This window comes from Streptomyces sp. A01, from assembly GCF_059026195.1.
On record NZ_JBWLKN010000010.1, the window covers coordinates 1 to 22,374 of the forward strand.

At 68.7% G+C, this 22,374-nt stretch carries 24 protein-coding genes and 2 pseudogenes; 13 read left to right on the forward strand and 13 right to left on the reverse strand.

What is annotated here, in order from left to right:
- Window positions 1–88 precede the first annotated feature (88 nt).
- From AC5P1B_RS15360 to AC5P1B_RS15380, 5 genes and pseudogenes are all read left to right on the forward strand, one after another.
- On the forward strand, window positions 89–244 hold the full coding sequence (locus tag AC5P1B_RS15360) for a DUF7848 domain-containing protein (protein WP_493887673.1): 156 nt from the start codon (window positions 89–91) through the stop codon (window positions 242–244).
- A 753-nt stretch (window positions 245–997) separates the two neighbouring features.
- Entirely contained in the window at window positions 998–1,747 is a 750-nt protein-coding gene (locus AC5P1B_RS15365; RefSeq protein ID WP_493887674.1) for a class I SAM-dependent methyltransferase, read from the forward strand.
- Window positions 1,748–2,057: 310 nt separating this feature from the next.
- Window positions 2,058–2,291, forward strand: a pseudogene (gene tgmA, locus AC5P1B_RS15370) (putative ATP-grasp-modified RiPP).
- Window positions 2,291–2,912, forward strand: a pseudogene (locus AC5P1B_RS15375) (MvdC/MvdD family ATP grasp protein); the annotation flags it as partial. The pseudogenes tgmA and AC5P1B_RS15375, both read left to right, overlap by 1 nt.
- 60 nt (window positions 2,913–2,972) lie before the next feature.
- Entirely contained in the window at window positions 2,973–3,305 is a 333-nt protein-coding gene (locus tag AC5P1B_RS15380; protein WP_493887675.1) for an antibiotic biosynthesis monooxygenase, read from the forward strand.
- Window positions 3,306–3,542: 237 nt separating this feature from the next.
- Here AC5P1B_RS15380 and AC5P1B_RS15385 read toward each other — a convergent pair whose 3' ends face one another.
- Window positions 3,543–3,935 carry a winged helix-turn-helix transcriptional regulator gene (locus AC5P1B_RS15385; protein WP_493887676.1) on the reverse strand — a complete coding sequence of 131 codons (393 nt, stop codon included), beginning with the start codon at window positions 3,933–3,935 and terminating at the stop codon, window positions 3,543–3,545.
- A 150-nt stretch (window positions 3,936–4,085) separates the two neighbouring features.
- Between AC5P1B_RS15385 and AC5P1B_RS15390 the strand changes: the two genes are divergently transcribed.
- Both AC5P1B_RS15390 and AC5P1B_RS15395 read left to right on the forward strand, forming a co-directional pair.
- A complete protein-coding gene (locus AC5P1B_RS15390) occupies window positions 4,086–4,931 on the forward strand; it encodes an NAD(P)H-binding protein (protein WP_493887677.1) in 846 nt (281 codons plus the stop codon).
- A gap of 197 nt (window positions 4,932–5,128) precedes the next feature.
- Window positions 5,129–6,295, forward strand: coding sequence for an IS630 family transposase (locus AC5P1B_RS15395; RefSeq protein WP_493887678.1), 1,167 nt, complete (start codon window positions 5,129–5,131; stop codon window positions 6,293–6,295).
- Window positions 6,296–6,327: 32 nt separating this feature from the next.
- Here the strand turns inward: AC5P1B_RS15395 and AC5P1B_RS15400 are convergent, their stop codons facing one another.
- On the reverse strand, window positions 6,328–7,581 hold the full coding sequence (locus AC5P1B_RS15400) for an IS256 family transposase (RefSeq protein WP_493887679.1): 1,254 nt from the start codon (window positions 7,579–7,581) through the stop codon (window positions 6,328–6,330).
- 112 nt (window positions 7,582–7,693) lie between these two features.
- Here AC5P1B_RS15400 and AC5P1B_RS15405 point away from each other — a divergent pair, with 112 nt between their 5' ends.
- Both AC5P1B_RS15405 and tgmC read left to right on the forward strand, forming a co-directional pair.
- Window positions 7,694–8,041, forward strand: a complete 348-nt coding sequence (locus AC5P1B_RS15405; RefSeq protein WP_493887680.1) for an MvdC/MvdD family ATP grasp protein — start codon at window positions 7,694–7,696, stop codon at window positions 8,039–8,041.
- Window positions 8,038–9,180, forward strand: coding sequence for an ATP-grasp peptide maturase system methyltransferase (gene tgmC / locus AC5P1B_RS15410; protein ID WP_493887681.1), 1,143 nt, complete (start codon window positions 8,038–8,040; stop codon window positions 9,178–9,180). Before AC5P1B_RS15405 ends, tgmC begins: the two co-directional genes overlap by 4 nt.
- Window positions 9,181–9,274: 94 nt before the next feature.
- Here the strand turns inward: tgmC and AC5P1B_RS15415 are convergent, their stop codons facing one another.
- From AC5P1B_RS15415 to AC5P1B_RS15460, 10 genes are all read right to left on the reverse strand, one after another.
- Complete coding sequence (locus AC5P1B_RS15415; RefSeq protein ID WP_493887918.1) at window positions 9,275–9,652, reverse strand: PaaI family thioesterase; 378 nt, start codon at window positions 9,650–9,652, stop codon at window positions 9,275–9,277.
- Between the two features lie 333 nt (window positions 9,653–9,985).
- Complete coding sequence (locus AC5P1B_RS15420; protein WP_493887682.1) at window positions 9,986–10,354, reverse strand: VOC family protein; 369 nt, start codon at window positions 10,352–10,354, stop codon at window positions 9,986–9,988.
- Between the two features lie 104 nt (window positions 10,355–10,458).
- A complete protein-coding gene (locus AC5P1B_RS15425) occupies window positions 10,459–10,794 on the reverse strand; it encodes a metal-sulfur cluster assembly factor (RefSeq protein ID WP_493887683.1) in 336 nt (111 codons plus the stop codon).
- Window positions 10,791–11,255, reverse strand: coding sequence for a Fe-S cluster assembly sulfur transfer protein SufU (gene sufU / locus AC5P1B_RS15430; protein WP_493887684.1), 465 nt, complete (start codon window positions 11,253–11,255; stop codon window positions 10,791–10,793). Before sufU ends, AC5P1B_RS15425 begins: the two co-directional genes overlap by 4 nt.
- Window positions 11,256–11,268: 13 nt before the next feature.
- Entirely contained in the window at window positions 11,269–12,525 is a 1,257-nt protein-coding gene (locus AC5P1B_RS15435; protein WP_493887685.1) for a cysteine desulfurase, read from the reverse strand.
- An 82-nt stretch (window positions 12,526–12,607) separates the two neighbouring features.
- Window positions 12,608–13,372, reverse strand: a complete 765-nt coding sequence (gene sufC, locus AC5P1B_RS15440) for a Fe-S cluster assembly ATPase SufC (protein WP_493887686.1) — start codon at window positions 13,370–13,372, stop codon at window positions 12,608–12,610.
- A 7-nt stretch (window positions 13,373–13,379) separates the two neighbouring features.
- Entirely contained in the window at window positions 13,380–13,715 is a 336-nt protein-coding gene (locus AC5P1B_RS15445; protein WP_493887687.1) for a non-heme iron oxygenase ferredoxin subunit, read from the reverse strand.
- Complete coding sequence (sufD, locus tag AC5P1B_RS15450) at window positions 13,715–14,890, reverse strand: Fe-S cluster assembly protein SufD (RefSeq protein ID WP_493887688.1); 1,176 nt, start codon at window positions 14,888–14,890, stop codon at window positions 13,715–13,717. The genes AC5P1B_RS15445 and sufD overlap by 1 nt, the downstream gene beginning before the upstream one ends.
- A gap of 67 nt (window positions 14,891–14,957) precedes the next feature.
- Complete coding sequence (sufB, locus tag AC5P1B_RS15455) at window positions 14,958–16,379, reverse strand: Fe-S cluster assembly protein SufB (protein ID WP_493887689.1); 1,422 nt, start codon at window positions 16,377–16,379, stop codon at window positions 14,958–14,960.
- Window positions 16,376–17,158, reverse strand: a complete 783-nt coding sequence (locus AC5P1B_RS15460; protein ID WP_493887690.1) for a helix-turn-helix transcriptional regulator — start codon at window positions 17,156–17,158, stop codon at window positions 16,376–16,378. Before AC5P1B_RS15460 ends, sufB begins: the two co-directional genes overlap by 4 nt.
- A gap of 177 nt (window positions 17,159–17,335) precedes the next feature.
- Between AC5P1B_RS15460 and AC5P1B_RS15465 the strand changes: the two genes are divergently transcribed.
- The 4 genes from AC5P1B_RS15465 to AC5P1B_RS15480 all read left to right on the forward strand — a co-directional run bounded on the left by AC5P1B_RS15465 (window position 17,336) and on the right by AC5P1B_RS15480 (window position 21,229).
- Window positions 17,336–18,163, forward strand: a complete 828-nt coding sequence (locus tag AC5P1B_RS15465) for an AAC(3) family N-acetyltransferase (protein ID WP_493887692.1) — start codon at window positions 17,336–17,338, stop codon at window positions 18,161–18,163.
- A 216-nt stretch (window positions 18,164–18,379) separates the two neighbouring features.
- A complete protein-coding gene (locus AC5P1B_RS15470) occupies window positions 18,380–19,306 on the forward strand; it encodes an ABC transporter ATP-binding protein (protein ID WP_493887693.1) in 927 nt (308 codons plus the stop codon).
- Window positions 19,307–19,398: 92 nt separating this feature from the next.
- Window positions 19,399–20,115 (forward strand): ABC transporter permease, encoded by a 717-nt coding sequence (locus AC5P1B_RS15475; RefSeq protein WP_493887919.1) that lies wholly within the window; start codon window positions 19,399–19,401, stop codon window positions 20,113–20,115.
- A 112-nt stretch (window positions 20,116–20,227) separates the two neighbouring features.
- On the forward strand, window positions 20,228–21,229 hold the full coding sequence (locus AC5P1B_RS15480) for a COX15/CtaA family protein (protein ID WP_493887694.1): 1,002 nt from the start codon (window positions 20,228–20,230) through the stop codon (window positions 21,227–21,229).
- Here the strand turns inward: AC5P1B_RS15480 and AC5P1B_RS15485 are convergent.
- On the reverse strand, window positions 21,193–22,206 hold the full coding sequence (locus tag AC5P1B_RS15485; protein ID WP_493887920.1) for an amidohydrolase: 1,014 nt from the start codon (window positions 22,204–22,206) through the stop codon (window positions 21,193–21,195). The genes AC5P1B_RS15480 and AC5P1B_RS15485 overlap by 37 nt on opposite strands.
- Window positions 22,207–22,374 lie beyond the last annotated feature (168 nt).

Below are 22,374 nucleotides of genomic sequence, written 5' to 3' on the forward strand. Positions count from 1 at the left end.
GTGGACCAACAGGTGTGCCCAGATCCGCTGGCGGACACCATCGGGGGTTTTGCCGCTGAGTACAACGCGTGCGCCACCGGAGTCCGGCGTGACGTATGACGCGTTCTATATGACGGTCGGCTGCCGTGCCGAATCCGGTGGTCTGGAGCGGCAGGAGGATGCCCAGGACTGGTGTCTGCGCCACACCGGACGCCACCCGGGCACGACCTGTTCCGCCGCGTGGTCACCTACTACGCTCGGGTGATCCGCGGCCATGAGGAGGCCCCATGACTTCGCGCCGTCGTCGGACTCACACCGGCTCGCTCGGTCCAGAAGGTTCTTCCTCGGCCGCAGTACGCGCAACTCATCGCCTCAGCCACTTCCAACACTCCGTCCCAGTGGTTCCGGAGTGTGCGGCATGACGGCGTGGGCACTGGCCGGCAGCTGGACAATCGTGCGCCCGCGCGCCGATCCTTGGTAGCACAGCGCTTACGAAAAAAGCGGACGGTGTTGGGCGAGGGAAGGCCCCATTGTGACTGAGCGCTTCAGCTGGCCAGTGAGTGTTGCACTTGGCCAGATGAGCTTGCCTTTGGCTGATCCGCCGTGGCTTCGTGCCGGCCTTGTGACGGGTGGGCCGCTGAAATGGCTTCTGTAGCCACAGGAGGCCTGCCATGCTGGGACGTCGTCATCGACGACCTCGGCACCGGTAGGCGGTTAGCGCGGTCCTGTCGGCGACGAAACGGCCACGATCGGTCCTCGGTCCTGCCCGTCCCCTTCTGCCGTGCGCGGCGTTGTCACGGTTGAGTCCAGTAGCTCACACGGGCGGCACGGGATCGTAAAGAACCGCGTACGACTACGCGGCGGGGGCGCTTTCAGGAGGTGCGGCACAGTGTCAGGCGGTGCTCAGCGGGTTCACCCCGCCATGCGGCCCGTGGTACAGGAGACATACGGTCCGGCTGATCTAAGCGGCCATCGAATCTTCGCCGGAGGGTTCATCAACTTCGGGTACTGGCAAGCCATGGACCTTGGCCTGCCGCTCAGCGAGGTGGAGCGGATCCGCAGCCAGGAGGATCTCTACCGTCATGTCCTGGACGCCGCGGGGCTGCCGCGAGGGCCGAAAGTTCTGGAAGTGGGCTGCGGGCTTGGCATGGGATGCGTGGTCACCTTGCGGGAATACGGCTCCACCACGGTTACCGGCATGGACATTCATCCGGAGCAGCTGCGGCGGGCGCGCAGCGCGCATGCCGACCTGCTTCGGAAGGAGCCGGCACGGCTGCGGTTCGTCCAGGGGGCTGCGGAGAGCATGCCGTTGGAAGACGGTGAGTTCGACGCTGTCATCAGCGTGGAGGCCGCTCAGCACTTCCCGGATCTCAGCGCCTTCGCAGCAGAGACGTGGAGGGTGCTGCGACCGGGTGGCCGGGTGGCTGTCGCCAGCTTCTTCACCGTGGACGACGCGCCCGGTCGGCCTGAGGAACTCGCGCGGTTGCTGGATACGTACGCCAGCGGCCTGGACATCGCACGGCCGGTGAAGGCGCTCGCTGATGCGCTCATGGAGGCCGGATTGACGAGCGTGCGCGTCGAGTCGATCGGGCCGCATGTCTGGCCAGGGTGGGACCTCTGGCTCAGCCAGTGGTGGGCCCCGGGAACCTGGCCGCGGAACTTTCTGCGCGCCTACGAGCAACGGATCCTTGACTACTACCTCGTTACGGCAGGTCGGCCTGGGCAGAACACCGACGCTGGGACAGCCACCACCGCTTTGGGTTCGTGATGCCGATGCTTGAGCCGGGACGCCGGGCGCACAACTGAATACTCAACTGGCCAATTAAAGCGCTCAGTCACACCCCATAAGCCTTGCACGTTCCGCAACTTGGCGAAGTTGTTCGAAACACGGCCCACCGGCAGATGTGCGGGCCGCCCAACGTGACCCGGCACAAGCCCTCTCCTGGACAGACCTGTCCGTCCGGGGTAGGTCCGCATAACTCGTCCGGTTGGTCGAGCAGCTACGACTGACTGCAGCAGCATGAGACGGAGGCAAAGCACAGATGACGCAGACGCCCGCCCCATGGGGCACTGGCAGAATGGGGCCGTACGCGCTCACCGCCACGGTCCCGCAGTTCACGCCCGTGATCGACCCCGAAACGTAGATCGCTGTGATCGCAGACGAGCACGGGCGCACCGTCGAGCTGGGCGACCACGGCACCAGCACCAGCGGGCTCACACCCACGACGACGACCCCGGGCGACGGCGCCGGGCCTGGCGGGGCGACCGACTCCGACAGCACTGAGTCCTATGACCAGGATCAGTCTGGCTGATGGCCGACCAACGCGGGTCGGTGCTGGTGCTGACCAACAGCTATGACGTGACCTCAGATGTCGTGCTGCGAATACTGGCTGAGCGACAGGTTCCCGTGGTCCGTTTCGACCCCGGAACCGACCCGCACGCGGGCGCCTCGCTGTCCGCCACGTACGGCACAGGTGAACAGCGGGGCATCCTGCGCACCGCGAGTCGGGAGCTCGATCTCACACAGGTGCGGTCCGTCTGGTTCCGCAGACCTTCGCCCTACCAAGGTCCTCCCGGACTGGACGGGCAAGACCGCAGGTTCGCCGCAGAGCAGTCCCATTGGGGAACCGGAGGCATCCTCGCTTCCCTCCCCGGAGCGCACTATGTCAACCACCCGTGGAACAACCGCGCGGCCGAGCACAAGCCCGCTCAGCTTGCGACCGCGCAACGGCACGGTTTCCTGGTGCCCAACACGCTGGTCACCAGCGACGCACACGAAGCCCGGGACTTCGCAGCACGTGCGCCCGGCGGAGTGGTCTACAAGCCCGTGTGGAACCACGCACTACCGTGTGGACGACCAGCCGCACAGCGTGTGGGTACGCGAAGTACACAGCCGTGAGATCACGCAGGCTGTAACCGTGTGCCCACACATGGTGTTCCAGAGCAATTGTCAAGACCTGTGGATTGCCCATCGGCACCTGTAATCTGTGCGCATGATCGTTCGAATCTGGCGGGGATGGACGGCACCCGAGAACGCCGACGCATACGAGTCGATCGTCAGCACGCGTGTGCTGCCCGCCATCGCCGAGCGCAAGCTCGCCGGCTACCACGGCGCCTACCTGCTTCGGCGTCCGCTCGACAGGGGTGAGGTCGAGTTCGCCACCATCATGCTGTTCGACTCGATCGACGTCGTCCGGGAGTTCATCGGCCCGGACTATGAGGTCGCGCACGTCCCGGCCGAGGCAAGGGCCGTCCTGGCACGGTTCGACGAACGGTCCGCCCACTACGAGACACTGTTGACGCCGGAGGCCACACGTCCCGTGTGAGTGGTGCAGCAGCCCGGGTGGGGCGTTGATCGCTCTGATCATCCTTAGTGGTCTGCGGCCGAAGTCCTTCGGGGGTTGACTCTGGAGCTGGTCGTGGGCATGTGCGTTGGCAGGTCGAAGGCGGGGGTGGATCTGGGCGGCGCAGTCGAGGGCGCTCTGAGCCTGCCGAGGCCGCCACCCGTTCAGTGCACCGTTGTTGGAGGTTGCGCCAAGGTTGGGGCTGTCTTTGCTGACGCGCTACCGCGCCAAATCGGTGTCGTAGTCGTGCCGGGCCCGTTCGACGCTGTCGAGATTGGTGATGGCCCATTCGGCGAGATGGGCGAACAGCGGGGCGAGGCTGCGGCCGAGCTCGCTGATCTCGTACTCGACCCGAGGCGGAATCTCTGGGTGGTAGGTGCGCACGATCATGCCGTCGCGTTCGAGTTGCCGTAGCCGCTGGGTCAACACCTTCGGTGTGATCGTGGCGATCCGTCGTTGCAGCTCAACGAACCGTTGCCGGCCGTGCATGTTGAGGGTCCACAGGATGGGTGTGGTCCACCGGCTGAACACGATGTCCACGACCGGGCCGATCGGACAGGCATGTTCGGAGTCGGTCGGCGCAAGTGCCATCCAAGTTGCCTTGCCGGCCATGCGGATCCCCTTACGGATAGTCACTTTCCTCTAGGTACCTACTATATCGACGGTGTTAGCTTCACCGGGCCGCAGCGAGGCCACCCCGCCCAGCGGCGTTCTCGCCCGCTCGGGCGTGAAGAACACGGTGAAGTGACACGGGAGTTGTTCATGATCGTAGTACTGGGAGCGACCGGCAACGTCGGACGACCGCTTGTGCGGGCACTCGCGGCAGCCGGTGAGCAGGTGACGGCGGTGTCCCGAGGAAACTCAGAGGTGGCCTTGCCGGAGGGTGTCCGGCACCGGCAGGCGGACGTGACCGCCCCTGAGAGTCTTCGGTCTGTTCTCGACGGGGCTGACGCGCTGTTCCTGCACGACGGCGGTGGCAGTGCGCACCCGTTCAGCCCACGAGACATCCTCGACGTTGCGAAAGCCGGCGGAGTAGCACGCATCGTGTTGCTGTCCTCCCAGGGAATCGCAACCCGACCGCAGTCGTCCTCCCACGGCGGTGTGGGACGGTCCAGGGAGGACGCTGTCCGGCAGTCGGGCATGGACTGGACGATCCTGCGGCCCGGTGGCTTCAACTCCAACGCGTACGCCTGGGTCGAGTCGGTCCGTGCCCAGCGGACAGTCGCCGCGCCGTTCGGTGACGTCGGCCTGACGACCATCGACCCCGCCGACATTGCCGAGGTCGCCGCCGCAGCCCTGCGCGAGGACGGTCACGCAGGGCAGGTCTACGAGTTGACCGGGCCCGCCCTCACCACGCCCCGGCAACGGGCTGAGGCGATCGGTGACGCGCTGGGCGAGCCGATCCGGTTCATCGAGCAGACCCCCGACGAGGCCCGCGCACAGATGCTGCAGTTCATGCCCGAGATCGTGGTCGAGACCACCCTGAGCATCCTCGGCGAGCCCAACCCCGCCGAGCAGCGGATCAGCCCCGACGTCGAGCGGGTTCTCGGCCGCGCGCCCCGCACCTTCGCCGACTGGGTCCAGCGCCACATCGCCGCCTTCCGGTAAGACCTGTACCCGCACGGTCAGCCTCGGCTGAGGTTCCCGGCGGCCTGCGCCGACGGTTGCCACCCAGATGCCCCGATTCAAGCGGAGGACAATCCCGGACAGGCAGAAAGCCCCGGCGCCGCCCTCACGGAGGAAGGGCGACCGCCGGGGCCTGCGGACGCACAAATGGTCCACTTCTGCTGATCGGCCTGCCTGCCATGCCCGTTGCCGCCGCCCGCCCGATATCCCTGACCGCCGCCGAACGCCACCGTCTGAAGAAGGCTGCCTACGGTCACAAGACCGCGCACCAGGACCGGGTACGGGCACAGATCGTGCTGCACGCCGCTCGGGGGCGCGGCAACGTAACGATCGCCCGCGAGACGGGAGTGCACTTGGACACCGTGCGCACCTGGCGGGGCCGGTTCACCGACGGGGGCCTGCCCGCGCTGGCGGACCGCAGGCCCTGCGGACGTCCGCGGCGCTTCACCACGGTGCAAGTCGCCGAGGTCAAGGCGCTGGCCTGCCAACTGCCCGCCGAGACCGGGACCCCGCTGTCGCGCTGGTCGTGCCCGGAACTGGCACGCGAGGTCGTCGCGCGCCGCCTCGCCGGCTCGATCTCCGCCACCACCGTGCGCCGCTGGCTGGCGCAGGACGCACTCAAGCCGTGGCAGTACCGGTCCTGGATCTTCATCCGCGACCCGGACTTCCGGGCCAAGGCCACTCGCATCATGGACCTGTACGCCGGCGTCTTCGAGGGCGTCGCGCTGGGAGCGGACGAGTACGTGCTCTCCAGCGACGAGAAGACCTCGATCCAGGCCCGCTGCCGCTGCCACCCCACCCTGGCCCCCGGCCAGGCCCGGGCGATGCGCGTCAACCACGAGTACCGGCGCGGCGGCGCACTGGCCTACCTGGCCGCCTACGACGTCCACCGCGCCCACGTCATGGGCCGCTGCGAGCCCACCACCGGCATCGTGCCCTTCATGAAGCTGGTCACCCAGGTCATGACCAGCGAGCCCTACGCCAGCGCGAAACGCGTCTTCTGGATCGTCGACAACGGCTCCTCCCACCGCGGACAGAGGGCCATCGACCGCCTGGCCAGGGCGTTTCCCAACGCCGTCATGATCCACACCCCGGTCCACGCTTCTTGGGTAAACCAGATCGAGATCTTCTTCTCCGTCGTCCAGCGCAAAGTCGTGGCACCCAACGACTTCACGAACCTCGACCAGATCCGGGACCGGCTCCGAGCCTTCGAAGACCGATACAACGCCACAGCACAGCCGTTCCAGTGGAAGTTCACCACCACCGACCTGGACGATCTGCTGGCCCGGCTCGACCGAGCCACACTCGACCGACAGGAAGAATTCTCCACCGCGCTGGCAGCTTGATCAACCCCCGAAGGATTTCGGCCGCAGACCACTTAGGCTGCGTCGGCTTCGGCGCGTTCGACGAGTTGGCCGCGTTCGAAGTGGGCTCCGGCTCGGACGAGGGCAACGAGATGGGGTGCGTTCACGGCCCGCCAGCGAGCCTGGGCGGACTCGACGAGTTTGAAGACCATCGCGAGGGCGGCCGCGCGGGAGCCGGCGCCGCGGGTGACCTTGGTCCGCAGGCGGACGGTTGCGAAGGTCGACTCGATGGGGTTGGTGGTCCGCAGGTGAATCCAGTGCTCGGCGGGGAAGTCGTAGAACGCCAGCAGCTCGTCCTCGTCATCGACGATCTTCTTGACGGCCTTGGGGAACTTCGCGCCGTACTGTTTGGCGAACACCTTCACGGCCCGGGCCGCGTGCTCGCGGTCTTCCGCGTTATAGATGTCCTGGACCGCTTTCTTCGCCGCCGGCTGGGCCGACTTCGGGAGGCTGTCGAGGACATTCGCGGTTTTGTGAACCCAGCATCTTTGTGGGCGCGTTGCCGGGAACACCTCGGCAAGGGCCTTCCAAAAGCCCAGCGCGCCGTCGCCCACCGCGAGGATGGGAGCGCGCATCCCGCGCCGTGCGGCATCCCGCAGTAGGTTCGCCCAGGACTCCGACGACTCGCGGTAGCCGTCGGCCATCGCGATGAGTTCCTTGGTGCCGTCGGCGCGCATGCCCATCAGCACCAGCACGCAGGCTTTCGCCAGCTCCAGGCGGACCTTCAGGTGGATGCCATCGGCCCAGACATAGACGTAGTCCGCCTCGGACAGATCGCGCTCGCCGAAGGCGGCGTGGTCGGCCTGCCACTGCACGGTCAGGCGGGTGACCGTGGCCGGGGAGAGGCCGGCCGAGCTGCCCAGGAACTGCTCCAGCGCGGGCATGAAGTCGCCGGAGGACAGGCCGTGCAGGTAGAGCAGCGGCAGCACCTCGCTGATTTTCGGGGACTTCCTGGCCCAGGGCGGCAGGATCGCCGAGGAGAACCGCTTGCGCTCACCCGTGGCCGCGTCGATGCGCTTGTCGTTCACGCGTGGCGCTTTCACCTCGATCACCCCGGATGCCGTGGTGACCTTCCGCGGCTGATGGTGTCCGTTACGGACCACCAGACGATGCCCCTGATCGTCTCTCTCACCGACCAACTCGGCTATGTACGTGTCGACTTCAGCTTCCAGCGCGGCGGCCAGCATCCGCCGGGCGCCCTCCCGGACGATCTCGTCGATCAGGGATCCATCTCGCGTCGAGCCGTCGTCGTTGACTACCGTAAGCACGGGCGTGCCTTCCCGGCCGACGCGCCAACGTCGGCCTACTCGATACCAGTCGATCGATCACTCGGGAAGGTACGCCCTACCGAGCCGATCCACAGGATCTGAGCATTGCTCCATGTTCCAGGCCACCGTGGACAAGGCGTTCGACGTGCGGGTGACAGTCGTTGGCGATCGGTTGTCCGGAGTCCGGATCGACAGCCCCGATCTCGACTGGCGCCACCGGCAGAACCTCATGCGGTGCACGCCGATCGATGTGCCCGCAGCGGTCGCGTGCTCTATCGCTGCCTACCTCGCCGACTTCCGCCTGGTGTACGGCGCGTTCGACTTCGCGGTGACCGCTGATGGCGCCTGGTACTTGCTGGAGTGCAACCCCAACGGACAGTGGGCATGGCTGCCGGCCGAGATCACCGACGCGGTCGCCCGTGCCCTCGCTGACCAGCTGCAGAAAGGCTTCGACACGTGAGCACATCTGCTCAACTGCGCGCCGCCCTGGCGGACGCGCTCACCGAGGACGGCACACTCACTGACCCCGCGTGGCGCAGTGCTGCCGCGACGGTTCCCCGGGAACTGTTCCCGGGGTCATACTTCGAACAGGTCCCCGGCAGTGTCCCGACCCGCTACCTGCCCGTGCGCCAGGGCGACGCCGGATGGCTGCGGGGAATTTACACCGACCAGACACTCATCACCCAGCTTGACGGCCGTACCAGGCCCGACGACGTCGCAGACGGCACCGTGGTGGGCTCTCCGTCATCCTCATCCACCTTGCCGTCACTGGTGCTGCACATGTGGCGTCAGCTCGGTGTCGAGTCAGGCCAGCGGGTGTTGGAGATCGGTACCGGAACCGGGTACTCGACCGCTCTCGGTGCTCACCGTCTCGGAGACGTCGGTCTCACCAGCATCGAGTACGACCCGCTAATCGGCGGGGCCGCAGCCTCCGCCATCAAGGCCGCCGGATACGCCCCTCGCCTGATCATCGGGGACGGCTTGCGGGGAGACCCGGAGGGAGGAGCATACGACCGTCTGATCGCCACCTGTTCGGTCCGTTACCTCCCCATGGCATGGCTGCACCAGGTGAGGCCGGGCGGGAAGATCCTGGTCACCCTCTCCGGGTGGAGCTACGCATCCGGGTTGGCGCTGCTCACCGTAACCGGCCCCGGCACCGCCACCGGCCGGTTCCTGCCCGGGTACACCAGTTTCATGATTGCCCGCCCGCATGACCGCCCGCCCCGCCCGGCCTTGGCTCTGCTGCCCGGCGACGAGCGCCCGAGCCGGATCGACCCGGCAACCATCGGGACGTGGACCGGAAGCTGGGTTGCTCAGCTCGCCGCGCCCTCGGCCGAGCGCATGGGCGAGGGGGCAGAACAAATCCTTTGGGACGTCTCCACCGGTTCGCAGGCGCGGACGGCACACAGGCCCGACGGAGGTTGGACGGTCGTGCAGCGCGGACCGGTACGTCTGTGGGATCAGGTCGAAAGGGCGGTCCAACACTGGCAGGCAGTCGGCGAGCCGCATCAGGAGGGCTTCGGCATCACGGTCTCGTCCGCCGGGCAGCGCGTGTGGATCGGCACCGAGGACGGTCCAGGCTGGAACCTGCCGGTTTGAACGCCGCGCGCGTCCCCGTGGAGACGACTACCGTGCGGCGAGCCATGTGCGCCGGCCGAGGAGGACGTCACGGCGCCCCCGGCGCCCGCCCTGGTCACCGTTCGGGGCGGTCCTTCAGACAGATCAGGGTCTGCTGGCCAGTCGCCACGAGTGTCCGCCGACCGTCTTGGACCCCGAACACTTCCAGCTGGCACACGGTCAGCGTGCGCCCGGACTTCAGCACCGTTCCCACCGCCTCGATGTGATCGCCTTCGGCAGGCGCCAGGAGATTGACCTTGTACTCCACCGTGAGCACCGAGCTGTTCGGGGGAAACAGTGTGAATGCCGCGTAGCCGCCCGCGGTGTCGGCGATGGCGCTGGTGGCGCCCGCGTGGAAGTAGCCATTCTGCTGGGTCACTTCCGGTCGGCTCGGGAGCATGATGTGCACGCGTCCAGGCGCGATGTGCGCTATCCGCGCACCGAGATGGCCCATCAGTCCTTGGCGGTCAAAACTGTCCTGGATGCGAGCCTGTACCTCGGCGCTCGCCGCCTCTTGCTGTGCCTGGTGTTGCACGCGCTCTCCTTCAGTGGACGACGCGGCCGGTCAAGTGGGCCACGAGCAGCGATCGGGCCTCACAGTCATCGGACCGGCGAGGCGGGGCCGTCAGTCGGCTGACCGTTCCCACGGGGAGAAGCCGCCGATTTCGCGTCGCCCGTATCGGCCAATGCGAGCGTGAGATGTTCGCGCTCGGCATTATCGTGCCAAGTGCCAAGTGCCGAGCTCCCACCTCCCGTCGGCGAGGTGCGGGAACGGCGGCCCACTCCCTCAGTCCAGCAGGGTCTTCTTCGGCCACAGGACGCAGAACTCGTTGCCCTCAGGGTCTGTGAGAACGGTCCAGGTCACGTCCGGCCCCTGTCCGACGTCGGCGCGGCGTGCGCCGAGCGCGAGGATGCGCTCCACCTCCGCCGCCTGGTCGTCGTCGGGGCTGAGGTCGATGTGCAACCGGTTCTTGCCCGCTTTGTCCTCGGGCACGGGGAGGAAGACGATGCCGGGCAGCGCGGAGGCGTCGGCACCGATGATGATCTCTTCGTCGTCCTCGTAGACGACCTGCCAGTCGAGCACCCGCGCCCAGAAGCCGGCGAGGCTCTTGGGGTCGTGGGCGTCAACGGCGATCTGGTACAGCGAAACAGCCATGCCCGCCAGTCTGCCTGGCGGGCATGGTGATGTCAGCGTGACGGGTCGGACCCGCCGCCGCGCGGGTCATGCCCGCGCGAGAACCGGCTCAGACGTCAACCGTCTCAGACGTTGAAGCCGAGCGCGCGCAGCTGCTCGCGGCCGTCGTCGGTGATCTTGTCAGGGCCCCACGGCGGCATCCAGACCCAGTTGATGCGGAGCTCGTTGACGATGCCCTCGGTGGCCGACTTCGCCTGGTCCTCGATGACGTCGGTCAGGGGACAGGCCGCCGAGGTCAGCGTCATGTCGATGGTCGCGATGTTGGCGTCGTCGACGTGGACACCGTAGATCAGCCCGAGGTTGACGACGTCGATCCCCAGCTCGGGGTCGACCACGTCATACAGCGCCTCGCGGACCTCCTCCTCGCTGGCGGGCTTGGTGGTCGTTGCGTTCTCGCTCATACGATCTTCCTCCCAGTGCCCTCACCCAGTGCCTGGGCTGTGGCGTCCTTCCAGGCCATCCAGCTCAGCAGCGCGCACTTGACTCGTGCCGGGTACTTCGAGACACCGGCGAACGCGACCGCGTCCTCCAGCACCTCTTCCATGGCGTCGTCTGGCTCGATCTTGCCCTTGGACTGCATCAGCTCCAGGAAAGTCTCCTGGACCTTCCTCGCCTCGGCGAGGTCCTTGCCGACCAGCAGGTCGTTGAGCACGGATGCGCTCGCCTGGCTGATGGAGCAGCCCTGCCCCTCGTACGACACGTCGGCGATGGTGTCGCCGTCCAGCCGTACGCGCAGGGTGATCTCATCACCACAGGTCGGGTTGACGTGGTGCACTTCGGCATCGCCATCCCGCAGCCCCCGCCCATGCGGGTGCTTGTAATGGTCCAGGATGACGTCCTGGTACATCGAATCAAGCTTCACGAGTCAGCAGCCCCTACCCGAAGAAGTTCCGTACGTGCTCCAGCCCATCGACCAGGGCATCGACCTCGGCCGGCGTGGAGTACAGATAGAACGACGCTCGCGTGGTCGCGGGAATTCCGTACCGCAGGCAGACCGGCCGGGCGCAGTGATGGCCGACCCGGACCGCGATGCCCTGCTCGTCGAGTACCTGGCCCACATCGTGCGGATGGATGTCGCCGAGTGTGAAGGAGATCGCCGCGCCCCGGTCCTCGGCCGTCGCCGGGCCGATGATGCGCAGGTCGGGGACCTCATGGAACCTGCGGACCGCGTACTCGGTGATCGCGTGCTCATGCGCCTCGATGCGGTCCATGCCGATCGCGGAGAGGTAGTCCACGGCCGCGCCGAGGCCGACGGCCTGGGCGATCGGGGGCGTACCCGCCTCGAACTTGTGCGGCGCGGGAGCATACGTCGAGGAGTGCATCGAGACGGTTTCGATCATCTCGCCACCACCGAGGAACGGCGGCAGGTCCTCCAGCAGCTCCTGGCGGCCCCACAGCACGCCGATGCCGGTCGGCCCGCACATCTTGTGGCCGGTGAAGGCCACGAAGTCGGCCTGCAGCGCCTGCACGTCGAGCACCATGTGCGGCGCGGCCTGCGAGGCGTCGATCAGCACGAGCGCGCCGACCTCCTGCGCCCGCCGGACGATGGCCTCGACCGGGTTGACGGTGCCGAGGATGTTGGAGACCAGCACAAAGGAGACGATCTTCGTCTTCGGCGTGATGATCTCGTCGATGTTCGACAGGTCGAGACGGCCGTCGTCGGTGAGGCCGAACCACTTCAGCTTCGCGCCCGTGCGCTGCGAGAGCAGCTGCCACGGCACGATGTTGGAGTGGTGCTCCATCTCCGTGATGACGATCTCGGTCTCGTGGTCCACGCGGTAGGGCTCATCGGCCCAGCCGAGCATGTTCGCGACGAGGTTCAGCGACTCCGAAGCGTTCTTGGTGAAGATCACCTCATCGCGGCTCGGCGCGTTGATGAAGGTCGCGACCTTGTCGCGGGCGCCTTCGTACAGCGCGGTCGCTTCCTCGGCGAGGACGTGGACGCCACGGTGAACGTTCGAGTTGTACCGCTCGTAATACCCGTTGAGCGCGTCAAGCACCTGTCGCGGCTTCTGCGAGGTCGCGGCGTTGTCGAGGTAGACGAGCCGCTTGCCGTCGTGCACCGTGCGGTCAAGGATCGGGAAATCCTTGCGGATCGCCTCGGTGTCGAGGAGGCCCGGCAGTGGGGTCATGCTCCTCCCCTTTCGCTCTTCCCCGGGGCTGTCGCCCCGGGGGTACGGGCAGTCCGCGGGCCGGTGGCCTCGCGTACGTCGGTCACAGGCTCGGGCCGCCCTTCACGTACGCCTCGTAGCCCTCGTTCTCCAGCTTGTCGGCCAGCTCGGGACCGCCGGACTCGGCGATCCGGCCGTGCGCGAACACGTGGACGTGGTCGGGCTTGATGTAGCGGAGGATGCGCGTGTAGTGCGTGATCAGCAGCGTGCCGACCTCGCCGGACTCACGGACGCGGTTGACGCCCTCGGAGACGACCCGCAGCGCGTCGACGTCGAGGCCGGAGTCCGTCTCGTCCAGCACGGCGATCTTCGGCTTCAGCAGCTCAAGCTGGAGGATCTCGTGGCGCTTCTTCTCGCCGCCGGAGAAGCCCTCGTTGACGTTGCGCTCGGCGAAGGAGGGGTCGATGGAGAGCCGGGCCATGGCCTCCTTGACCTCCTTGACCCACAGCCGCAGCTTGGGGGCCTCGCCGCGCATGGCGGTCGCCGAGGTGCGCAGGAAGTTGGAGACGGAGACGCCGGGGACCTCGACCGGGTACTGCATGGCGAGGAAGACGCCCGCACGGGCGCGCTCGTCAACGGTCATGTCCAGGACGTTCTCGCCGTCCAGCGTCACGGTGCCGCCCGTGACGGTGTACTTCGGGTGGCCCGCGAGGGAGTAAGCGAGGGTGGACTTGCCGGAGCCGTTCGGGCCCATGATGGCGTGCGTCTCGCCCTGCTTCACGGTCAGGTCGACGCCGCGCAGGATCTCCTGGGGGCCGTTCTCGGCCTCGACGGAGACGTGCAGGTCGTGGATCTCAAGCGTTGCCATGGGTACCTCAGGACTCCTGGGTGACGGAGACGAGCACAGAAGCCTCTGGGCCGTCCCCTTCGATCTTGACGGGGTATACGGGTACGGGGCGCGTCGCGGGCAGTCCGGACGGCTTGCCGGTGCGCAGATCGAAGCTCGATCCGTGCAGCCAGCACTCGATGGAGCAGTCCTCCACCTCGCCCTCGGACAGCGAGACGTTCGCGTGCGAGCAGATGTCGTTGATCGCGAACACCTCGCCCTCGGTGCGGACGAGCGAGACGGGGACGCCGTCCAGCTCCACGCGCTTCGGGGTGTCCTCTTCGAGCTCGCCCAGCGCGCAGACTCGTACGAACGGGGCGACCATCAGACGGACGCCTCCAGCTCGGCCTCGATCCTCGTGAGCAGGCGCTCTTCAAGGTCGGGGATGCCGATCTGCTGGACAAGCTCGGCGAAGAAGCCGCGGACGACGAGACGGCGGGCCTCATCGGCCGGGATGCCGCGCGCCATCAGGTAGAACAGCTGCTCGTCGTCGAAGCGGCCGGTCGCCGAGGCGTGGCCGGCTCCGACGATCTCGCCGGTCTCGATCTCCAGGTTCGGCACGGAGTCGACGCGCGCGCCGTCGGTGAGGACGAGGTTGCGGTTGAGCTCGTAGGTGTCGGTGCCCTCGGCGGCGGCGCGGATGAGCACGTCGCCGATCCACACCGCGTGGGCGTCCTTGCCCTGGAGCGCGCCCTTGTAGACCACGTTGCTCCGGCAGTGCGGGGTGTCGTGGTCGACGAACAGCCGGTGCTCCTGGTGCTGGCCGTTGTCGGTGAAGTACAGGCCGTACAGCTCGGCCTCACCGCCCGGGGCGCCGTAGACCACGCGCGGGTGGAGCCGGACGAGGTCGCCGCCGAAGGTCACGATGACGGACTTGAACGTGGCGTCCCGGCCGATCAGCGCGGTGTGCTGCGCGACGTGCACGGCGTCGTCGCCCCAGTCCTGGACGGAGACGACGGTGAGCTTGGCGCCGTCGCCGATGAGGTACTCGACGTTGCCCGCGAGCGTCGCGTCGCCGGTGTGGTCGATGACGACCAGCGCCTCGGCGAAGTCGCCGACGTCGATGACCTGGTGTCCGTAGGCGACGCCGCCCTCACCGTGCACGCCGATGCGCACCGGCTCGGTCAGCACCGTGTCCTTGGGAATGGAGACGACCGACGCCTTCTCGAACGAGCTGTACGCCTGGGCGGTGACCCGGTCGACCGGCTTGCCCGTGCGGCCGAGCCTGGGGTCCTCGCGGTCGACGGTCTCGACGGTGACGCCCTCGGGGGCGCTGATGTCGATCCGCAGGCCGCCCTTGGCCTCGGCGGTGCCGTCGTGCAGGCCACGCAGGCGCTCCAGCGGCGTGAACCGCCACTCCTCCTCGCGACCGTGCGGCACCGGGAAGTCCGCCACGTCATACGAGGCGGGGGCGCTGACCCGGGCATCGATGGGCTGCTTCGGGCCCCCGACCTGAATGGCGCCGTCGGTGGTGCTGCCGGCGGGAGTGTTCTCAGCCATGGCTGTCGTGGTGCTCTCTCTCTGCGTCAGAAAACAGTGCTGCTCGGGCGGGACGGGCGGCTTGCGATCAGCCGACCGAGCCCTCCATCTGCAGCTCGATCAGCCGGTTGAGCTCCAGCGCGTACTCCATCGGCAGCTCGCGGGCGATCGGCTCGACGAAGCCACGGACGATCATGGCCATCGCCTCGTCCTCGGACAGGCCGCGGCTCATCAGGTAGAACAGCTGGTCGTCGCTGACCTTGGAGACGGTCGCCTCGTGGCCCATGGACACGTCGTCCTCGCGGACGTCCACGTAGGGGTAGGTGTCCGAGCGCGAGATGGTGTCCACCAGCAAGGCGTCGCAGAGCACGTTGGACTTGGAGCCCTTGGCGCCCTCGCCGATCTCGATCAGACCGCGGTAGGAGGTGCGGCCACCGCCTCGCGCCACCGACTTGGAGACGATGTTCGAGGAGGTGTTGGGGGCCATGTGGACCATCTTGGCGCCCGCGTCCTGGTGCTGGCCCTCGCCGGAGAAGGCGATGGACAGCGTCTCGCCCTTGGCGTGCTCGCCCATCAGGTAGACGGCCGGGTACTTCATGGTGACCTTGGAGCCGATGTTGCCGTCGACCCACTCCATGGTCGCGCCTTCGTAGGCCACGGCACGCTTGGTGACCAGGTTGTAGACGTTGTTCGACCAGTTCTGGATCGTCGTGTAGCGGCAGCGGCCGCCCTTCTTGACGATGATCTCGACGACGGCGCTGTGCAGCGAGTCCGAGGAGTAGATCGGGGCGGTGCAGCCCTCGACGTAGTGCACGTAGGCGTTCTCGTCGACGATGATCAGCGTCCGCTCGAACTGGCCCATGTTCTCCGTGTTGATACGGAAGTAGGCCTGGAGCGGGATGTCGACGTGCACACCCGGCGGGACGTAGATGAACGAGCCACCGGACCAGACGGCCGAGTTCAGCGAGGCGAACTTGTTGTCGCCGACCGGGATGACGGTGCCGAAGTACTCCTGGAAGACCTCCGGGTGCTCCTTGAGCGCCGTGTCGGTGTCCAGGAAGAGAACGCCCTGCTCCTCCAGGTCCTCGCGGATCTGGTGGTAGACGACCTCCGACTCGTACTGGGCGGCGACACCGGCGACGAGACGCTGCTTCTCGGCCTCCGGGATGCCCAGCCGGTCATAGGTGTTCTTGATGTCCTCGGGCAGGTCCTCCCAGGAAGCGGCCTGCTTCTCGGTGGAGCGCACGAAGTACTTGATGTTGTCGAAGTCGATACCGGAGAGGTCCGAGCCCCAGGTCGGCATGGGCTTCTTGCTGAAGAGCTTCAGACCCTTGAGCCGCAGCTTCAGCATCCACTCCGGCTCGGACTTCTTCGCGGAGATGTCGCGTACGACCTCTTCGGAGAGGCCGCGCTTGGCACCGGCGCCGGCGACGTCGGAGTCGGCCCAGCCGTATTCGTACGTGCCCAGGCCCTCAAGCTCAGGGTGAGCAGTCTCCGTGGGGAGAGTCATGCGGGTTTCCTCCCGGACGTGCTTGCGGATGCTGTAGTGGACTTTGTCTTCGGAATGAACGTCGTGCACACCCCGTCGCCATGGGCGATGGTGGCCAGACGCTGCACATGGGTCCCGAGCAGATGGGAGAAGACCTCGGTCTCCGCCTCACACAGCTGCGGGAACTGCTCAGCGACGTGGGCGACCGGGCAGTGGTGCTGGCAGAGCTGTTCACCCAGCTGGGAATTGGGTGCGCTGCGCGCCGTAGCAGCGTACCCGTCGGCGGTCAATGCCTTGGCCAGGGCCTGGGTACGGTCCTCGGGCGCGGCAGCGTCGACCGCGGCGCGGTACGCCACGGCCTGGGCGGCCAGCCGGGCGCGGGCGAACGCCGCGACGGCGGCCTCGCCCAGCTGGCCCCCGCCGGCCGACTGCGCGATCCAGCGCAGCGCGTCGGTGGCCAGCTCGTCGTACGACTGGTCGAAGGCGTCCCTGCCGCAGTCGGTGAGGGCGAAGACCTTGGCCGGGCGGCCCCGGCCCCGCGCCCCGTAGATCCGCTGTTCCCTGGGCTCGACGACGCCCTCGGCGACGAGGGTGTCGAGGTGGCGGCGGACGGCCGCCTGGGTCAGCTTCAAGCGCTGGGCGACATCGGCCGCGGTGGACGGGCCATGGTCGAGAATGGAGCGCGCGACGCGGTTACGCGTACTGCGCTGGTCATCGTGAGCGGGCACGGGGCCTTGCGCGGCCGACTGGGCCGCGGGCTTCCCGTGGGCCTCGGAACGGGCCTCGCTCGCGTATTTCACAACGCCATTGTTGCGTAATTCCCCAGGCCGATACAACCCGGCACGGATGGACGTTCGGTGGGCTGCGTCACTTAGGGGAACCTAAGTTGACCTGCGGAAATGATCTACGCGAGGCCCGCTCGCCCGGCCCCGAAAAGCACTGGCGGCCGCCCGCGCACCTACGGCACGCTGCCCCTCATGCCCCTCGATCCCGCCACCCGGCGCCTGTGCACCCGCCAGTCACTCGCCGCTGACCTGCGCCGACTCGGCGTACGCGAGGGCGAGACGCTGCTCACCCACTCCTCGCTGTCCGCGCTCGGCTGGGTGAGCGGCGGGGCGGTGACCGTCGTCGAAGCCCTCCTCGATGTGCTCGGTGCCGAGGGCACGCTGGTCCTCCCCACGCACAGCGGGGACAACTCCGATCCGGCCACCTGGCGGAACCCGCCCATCCCCGCGGACTGGTGGCAGCCGGTCCGCGACTCGCTTCCCGCCTACGACCCGCGCACCACCCCGACGTACGGCATGGGCGTCATCCCCGAGACCGCGCGCCGCTGGCCGGGCGCGCTGCGCAGCGCCCACCCCCAGACGTCCTTCACCGCCATCGGCCCGGCGGCCGAGAAGATCACCGCAGGCCACGAACCCGACTGCCGCCTCGGCGAGCGCAGCCCGCTGGCCCGGCTGGAGGAAGTGGGGGCCAGGGTCCTCCTGCTCGGCGCGGGCTTCGCCAGCTGCACCGCGTTCCACCTCGCCGAATACCACCAGCCCGGGGCGCCGACGACGGAATTCTCCTGCGCCGTGGCGACGCCCCAGGGCCGCCGCTGGATGACCTACCAGGACACGGTGATCGACAGCGACGCGTTCGCCGAACTCGGCACCGCCTTCGAACGCTCCGCCAGCCCCGCCCTGACCACCGGCCGAACAGGCGAAGCCGAGTGCCGCCTGTTCCCCCTCCAGCAAGCGGTCACCTTCGCGAAACACTGGCTCCAGACCGCCAGCACCAGCACCAGCACCAGCACCAGCCATTAACAGCCCGTCCGGCGTTTGAGGACACACGCACAGCGCCACTCACACGCCGCGCGGACCAGCCACCTGGGCAAAACAAGCTCCGTCCAGGCAAAAGACAGCCCGTCCGGCGTTCGAGGACACAGTTCGCACCCCAGAACCCGGCCCGCGCCCCGGCGAAGAGCCACCCCGCAAGCCCTGCCGCCAAGCCGGCGCCAGCGCCTTCGTAGACTGCCCGCTATGCGAGAAGAGCCTGCCGTCGAGGTCGTCGGCCTGGTCAAGCGGTACGGGCCGAAGACCGCCGTGGACGGGCTCAACCTGTCCGTGGCGCGCGGCGGCGTGACCGCCGTCCTCGGCCCCAACGGCGCGGGGAAGACCACCACCATCGAGACGTGCGAGGGCTACCGGCGCCCGGACGCCGGGACCGTGCGGGTCCTCGGGCTCGACCCGCTCGCCGACTCCGCGGCGCTGCGCCCGCGCGTCGGCGTGATGCTCCAGTCCGGCGGCGTCTACCCCGGCGCCCGCGCCGAGGAGATGCTGCGCCACACCGCCACCCTGCACGCCCACCCGGTGGACGTGGACACGCTGATCGAGCGGCTGGGCCTCGGGAGCTGCGGGCGCACCGTCTACCGGCGGCTCTCCGGCGGCCAGCAGCAGCGGCTGGCGCTGGCGATGGCCGTCGTCGGCCGCCCTGAGCTGGTCTTCCTCGACGAGCCGACCGCCGGACTCGACCCGCAGGCCAGGCGCGCGACCTGGGACCTCGTACGGGAGCTGCGCGCCGACGGCGTGAGCGTCGTGCTCACCACCCACCACATGGACGAGGCCGAGCAGCTGGCCGACGGCGTCGCCATCATCGACGGCGGCAAGGTGATCGCCTCGGGCAGCCCGGAAGCGCTGTGCCGCGGTGGCGCGGAGAACTCGCTGCGCTTCACCGGCCGCCCCGGCCTCGATGTCGCCTCGCTGCTCAAGGCTCTCCCCGCCGACTGCGCGGCCGCCGAGCTGACCCCGGGCTCGTACCGCGTCACCGGCAGCGTCGATCCGCAGCTGCTGTCCACGGTGACCGCCTGGTGCGCGCAGCACGGGGTGCTGCCGGACCGCCTCACGGTGGAGCGGCACACCTTGGAGGACGTTTTTCTGGAGCTGACGGGCAAGGAGCTGCGCGCGTGAGAACTGGCACTGCTGACACCACCGGTTCCGCCGGTTCCCCCGAGCCCGCCGGGACGTTCGCTCCCCGCCCGGGCGCCGCCCCGCTGGGCCGGATGATCCGGGCGCAGGCCGCGCTGGAGACCCGACTGCTGCTGCGCAACGGCGAGCAGCTGCTGCTCGTCATCATCATCCCGACCCTGCTGCTGACGCTGTTCAGCGCCGTGGACATCGTGGACACCGGAGACGGCGACGCCGTCGACTTCCTGGCCCCCGGCGTCCTCGCCCTGGCCGTGCTGTCCACGGCGTTCACCGGGCAGGCCATCGCCACCGGGTTCGAGCGGCGCTACGGGGTGCTCAAGCGGCTGGGCGCGTCCCCGCTGCCGCGCTGGGGGCTGATGACGGCCAAGACCTGCGCGGTGCTGGTCACCGAGGTCCTGCAGATCGCGCTGCTGACGGCGGTCGCCCTCGCGCTCGGCTGGTCGCCGCATGGCAACCCGGCCATCGTGGCGCTGCTGCTCCTGCTGGGCACGGCCGCGTTCTCCGGACTGGGGCTGCTGATGGCGGGAACGCTCAAGGCCGAGGCCACGCTGGCCGCGGCGAACCTCGTCTTCCTGCTGCTGCTGTTCGGCGGCGGGGTGATCGTGCCGCTGGAGAACTTCCCCGGCGGAGTGGAGGCCGTTCTCCAGGCGCTGCCCGTGTCGGCGCTCTCCGGCGGTCTGCGGGACGTACTGCGGGACGGGGCCGGGATGCCGTGGGCGGACCTCGGTGTGCTCACCGGGTGGGCGGTGCTCGCGCTCGGCGCGGCGGCCCGCTTCTTCCGCTGGGAGTAGGCGTCCGGGAGGCGTCCTTCCCGCGAGCACGCCCATTTTGGGAGTGTGTCCTTTCCGGGAGTAAGCGCCCCCCTCGTGAATCGGTGCACAAGGTCCCGCCTACCATGAGCTCGTGCAGAATTCGTGGAATCCCCTTGAGCTGATCGCCCGCCGCTGGCAGCCGTCCGCGCGCTTCGTGCGGCGTGCCGCGCTCGCCACCGTGGTGATGGCCGTGCTCATCGTCGTGACCGGCGGCGCCGTTCGGCTCACGCAGTCCGGGCTTGGCTGTCCGACCTGGCCGAGCTGCACCGAGGAGAGCCTGACGCCGACCCACGCGATGGGTATCAACGGCGTCATCGAGTTCGGCAACCGCATGCTGACGTACGTGCTGTGCGCCGTGGTGGGCCTGTTCATCATCGCCGCCCGCGCGTACAAGCCGATGCGCCGCTCGCTCACCCGGCTCGGCTGGGCGCAGTTCTGGATCGTGATGGGCAATGCCATCGTCGGCGGTGTCACCGTGCTGACCGGCCTGAACCCGTACGTGGTCAGCTCGCACTTCCTGCTCTCCACCGCCCTGCTCACGGTCGCCGTGGTGAGCTGGCAGCGGACCCGCGAGGGCGACGACGAGCCCCGCGACCTCGTGCCACGGCCGGTCCGCGAGCTGGCCCGGCTGCTGGTCGGCGCCGCCGCCGCGCTGATCGTGATCGGCACGGTCGTCTCCGGTTCGGGCCCGCACGCGGGTGACGCCAACGAGGTGCACCGCATCCCGCTGGACTGGCAGGAGATCACACAGCTGCACGTGGACTTCGTGTACATCGTCTTCGGGCTGACCATCGCCCTGTGGTTCACGCTGCGGGCTGTGAGCGCGCCGAAGGCCGCCTCCCGTACGGTCGTGGAACTCCTGGTCGTGCTGCTCGCCCAGGGCGTCATCGGCTACGTCCAGTACTTCACGCACCTGCCGGAGTTCGTCGTCGGCACGCACATGCTCGGCTCGTGCCTGGTGTGGATCGCGGTGCTCCGGGTGTTCCTGGTGCTGCGCGAGCGTGGCGAACCGGTCCCGGCGGCCGTTCCCGCGCCGACCGGCGCGCACGAGGCGATTCAGCCGACCGCCGACGCCTCCGCGTCCAGCCGGTAGACCCGGCGGGCGTTGCCCGACGCCACGAGGCCGGCGATCCGCCACGCCTCGGGCGCGGCGCACACCCCGTCCGCCACCCACGCTGCCGCCAGCCGCCTCATCCGCTCCGCGAACAGCCTGGCCCCCACCACGTACAGCTCGGGGAGTCCCCGCGCGCCCGTCGAGAACAGCAGCTTGCCGAACGGCGCCTGGCTCAGGGTGTCCTCAGGGCGCGGTCCCGCGTCCGCGTACACGTGCGGGAAGACCGCGGCGAGCCGCGCCGCCTGCCGATGCCCGGCGGGGCCGGGCAGCAGGACGAGGTCGGTCCCGAGCCCGGCCGTGGCGTTGAGGAATTCAGCGGTCCGCTCCGGCTCGCCGCCGTGCAGCTGCACGGGCAGCCCGGTGGCCACGGCGGTCCACAGCAGATGCCGCAGCAGCACCGGATCGTTCAGCGCAGTCTTCGCCGCACGGCCGCTGAGCCAGCGGTCGGCGGCCCGTCGCACCGCGTGCGGGTCCGGCGGCTCGCCCTCACCGGCGCCGGGGGCGGCGGCGAAGGCGATGGCGTGCTGGGCCGCGGAGTAGAGCGCTTCGGCGGCGTTGGCGATGAACGCGTCGACGCTTCCCGAGGTGTCGGCGACCTGCTCGGCCAGGGGTTCGATCCTGACGACCTCACGTACGGGGGCGTCGGCGGCACCGGCCAGTTCGGCGGCCGAGGTCAGCTCGCTCGGCGCGCCCGTCTCCAGCAGATAGGTCTCGATGCCGGTGCCCCGCAGCAGCAGCCGCCCGGCGCGGTAGGCGCCCAGCTCGCGCCGCCTGGCGAGGTAGCGCACCGGAGCACAGTGCGGTTCGAGGCCCAGGAGCGGTGGGCACCAGCGGCGTACGGCCAGGCCGGTCCAGCTGTCGAAGAAGGTGGTGCCGGGAGGTGCCGCGCCGTGGGAACCGGCGGCGGCGGCCAGATGTGACTCAAAGGAGCCCAGCCCCAGCTCCCCGTGGACCATGCCGTGCCCGTACTGGTCCACGAGCGGGGGCGGCGGCGCACCCGCTTCCCCCGTGTCCGGCTCCGCGTCTCGGGACCCGCCCGGCCACGCGGCCTCGGCCGCCTCCGGCTGCCTGGCGGACGGCACCCAGCCCGCCGCGGCGCGGGCCCCGGAGCCGTCCGGCCGCCC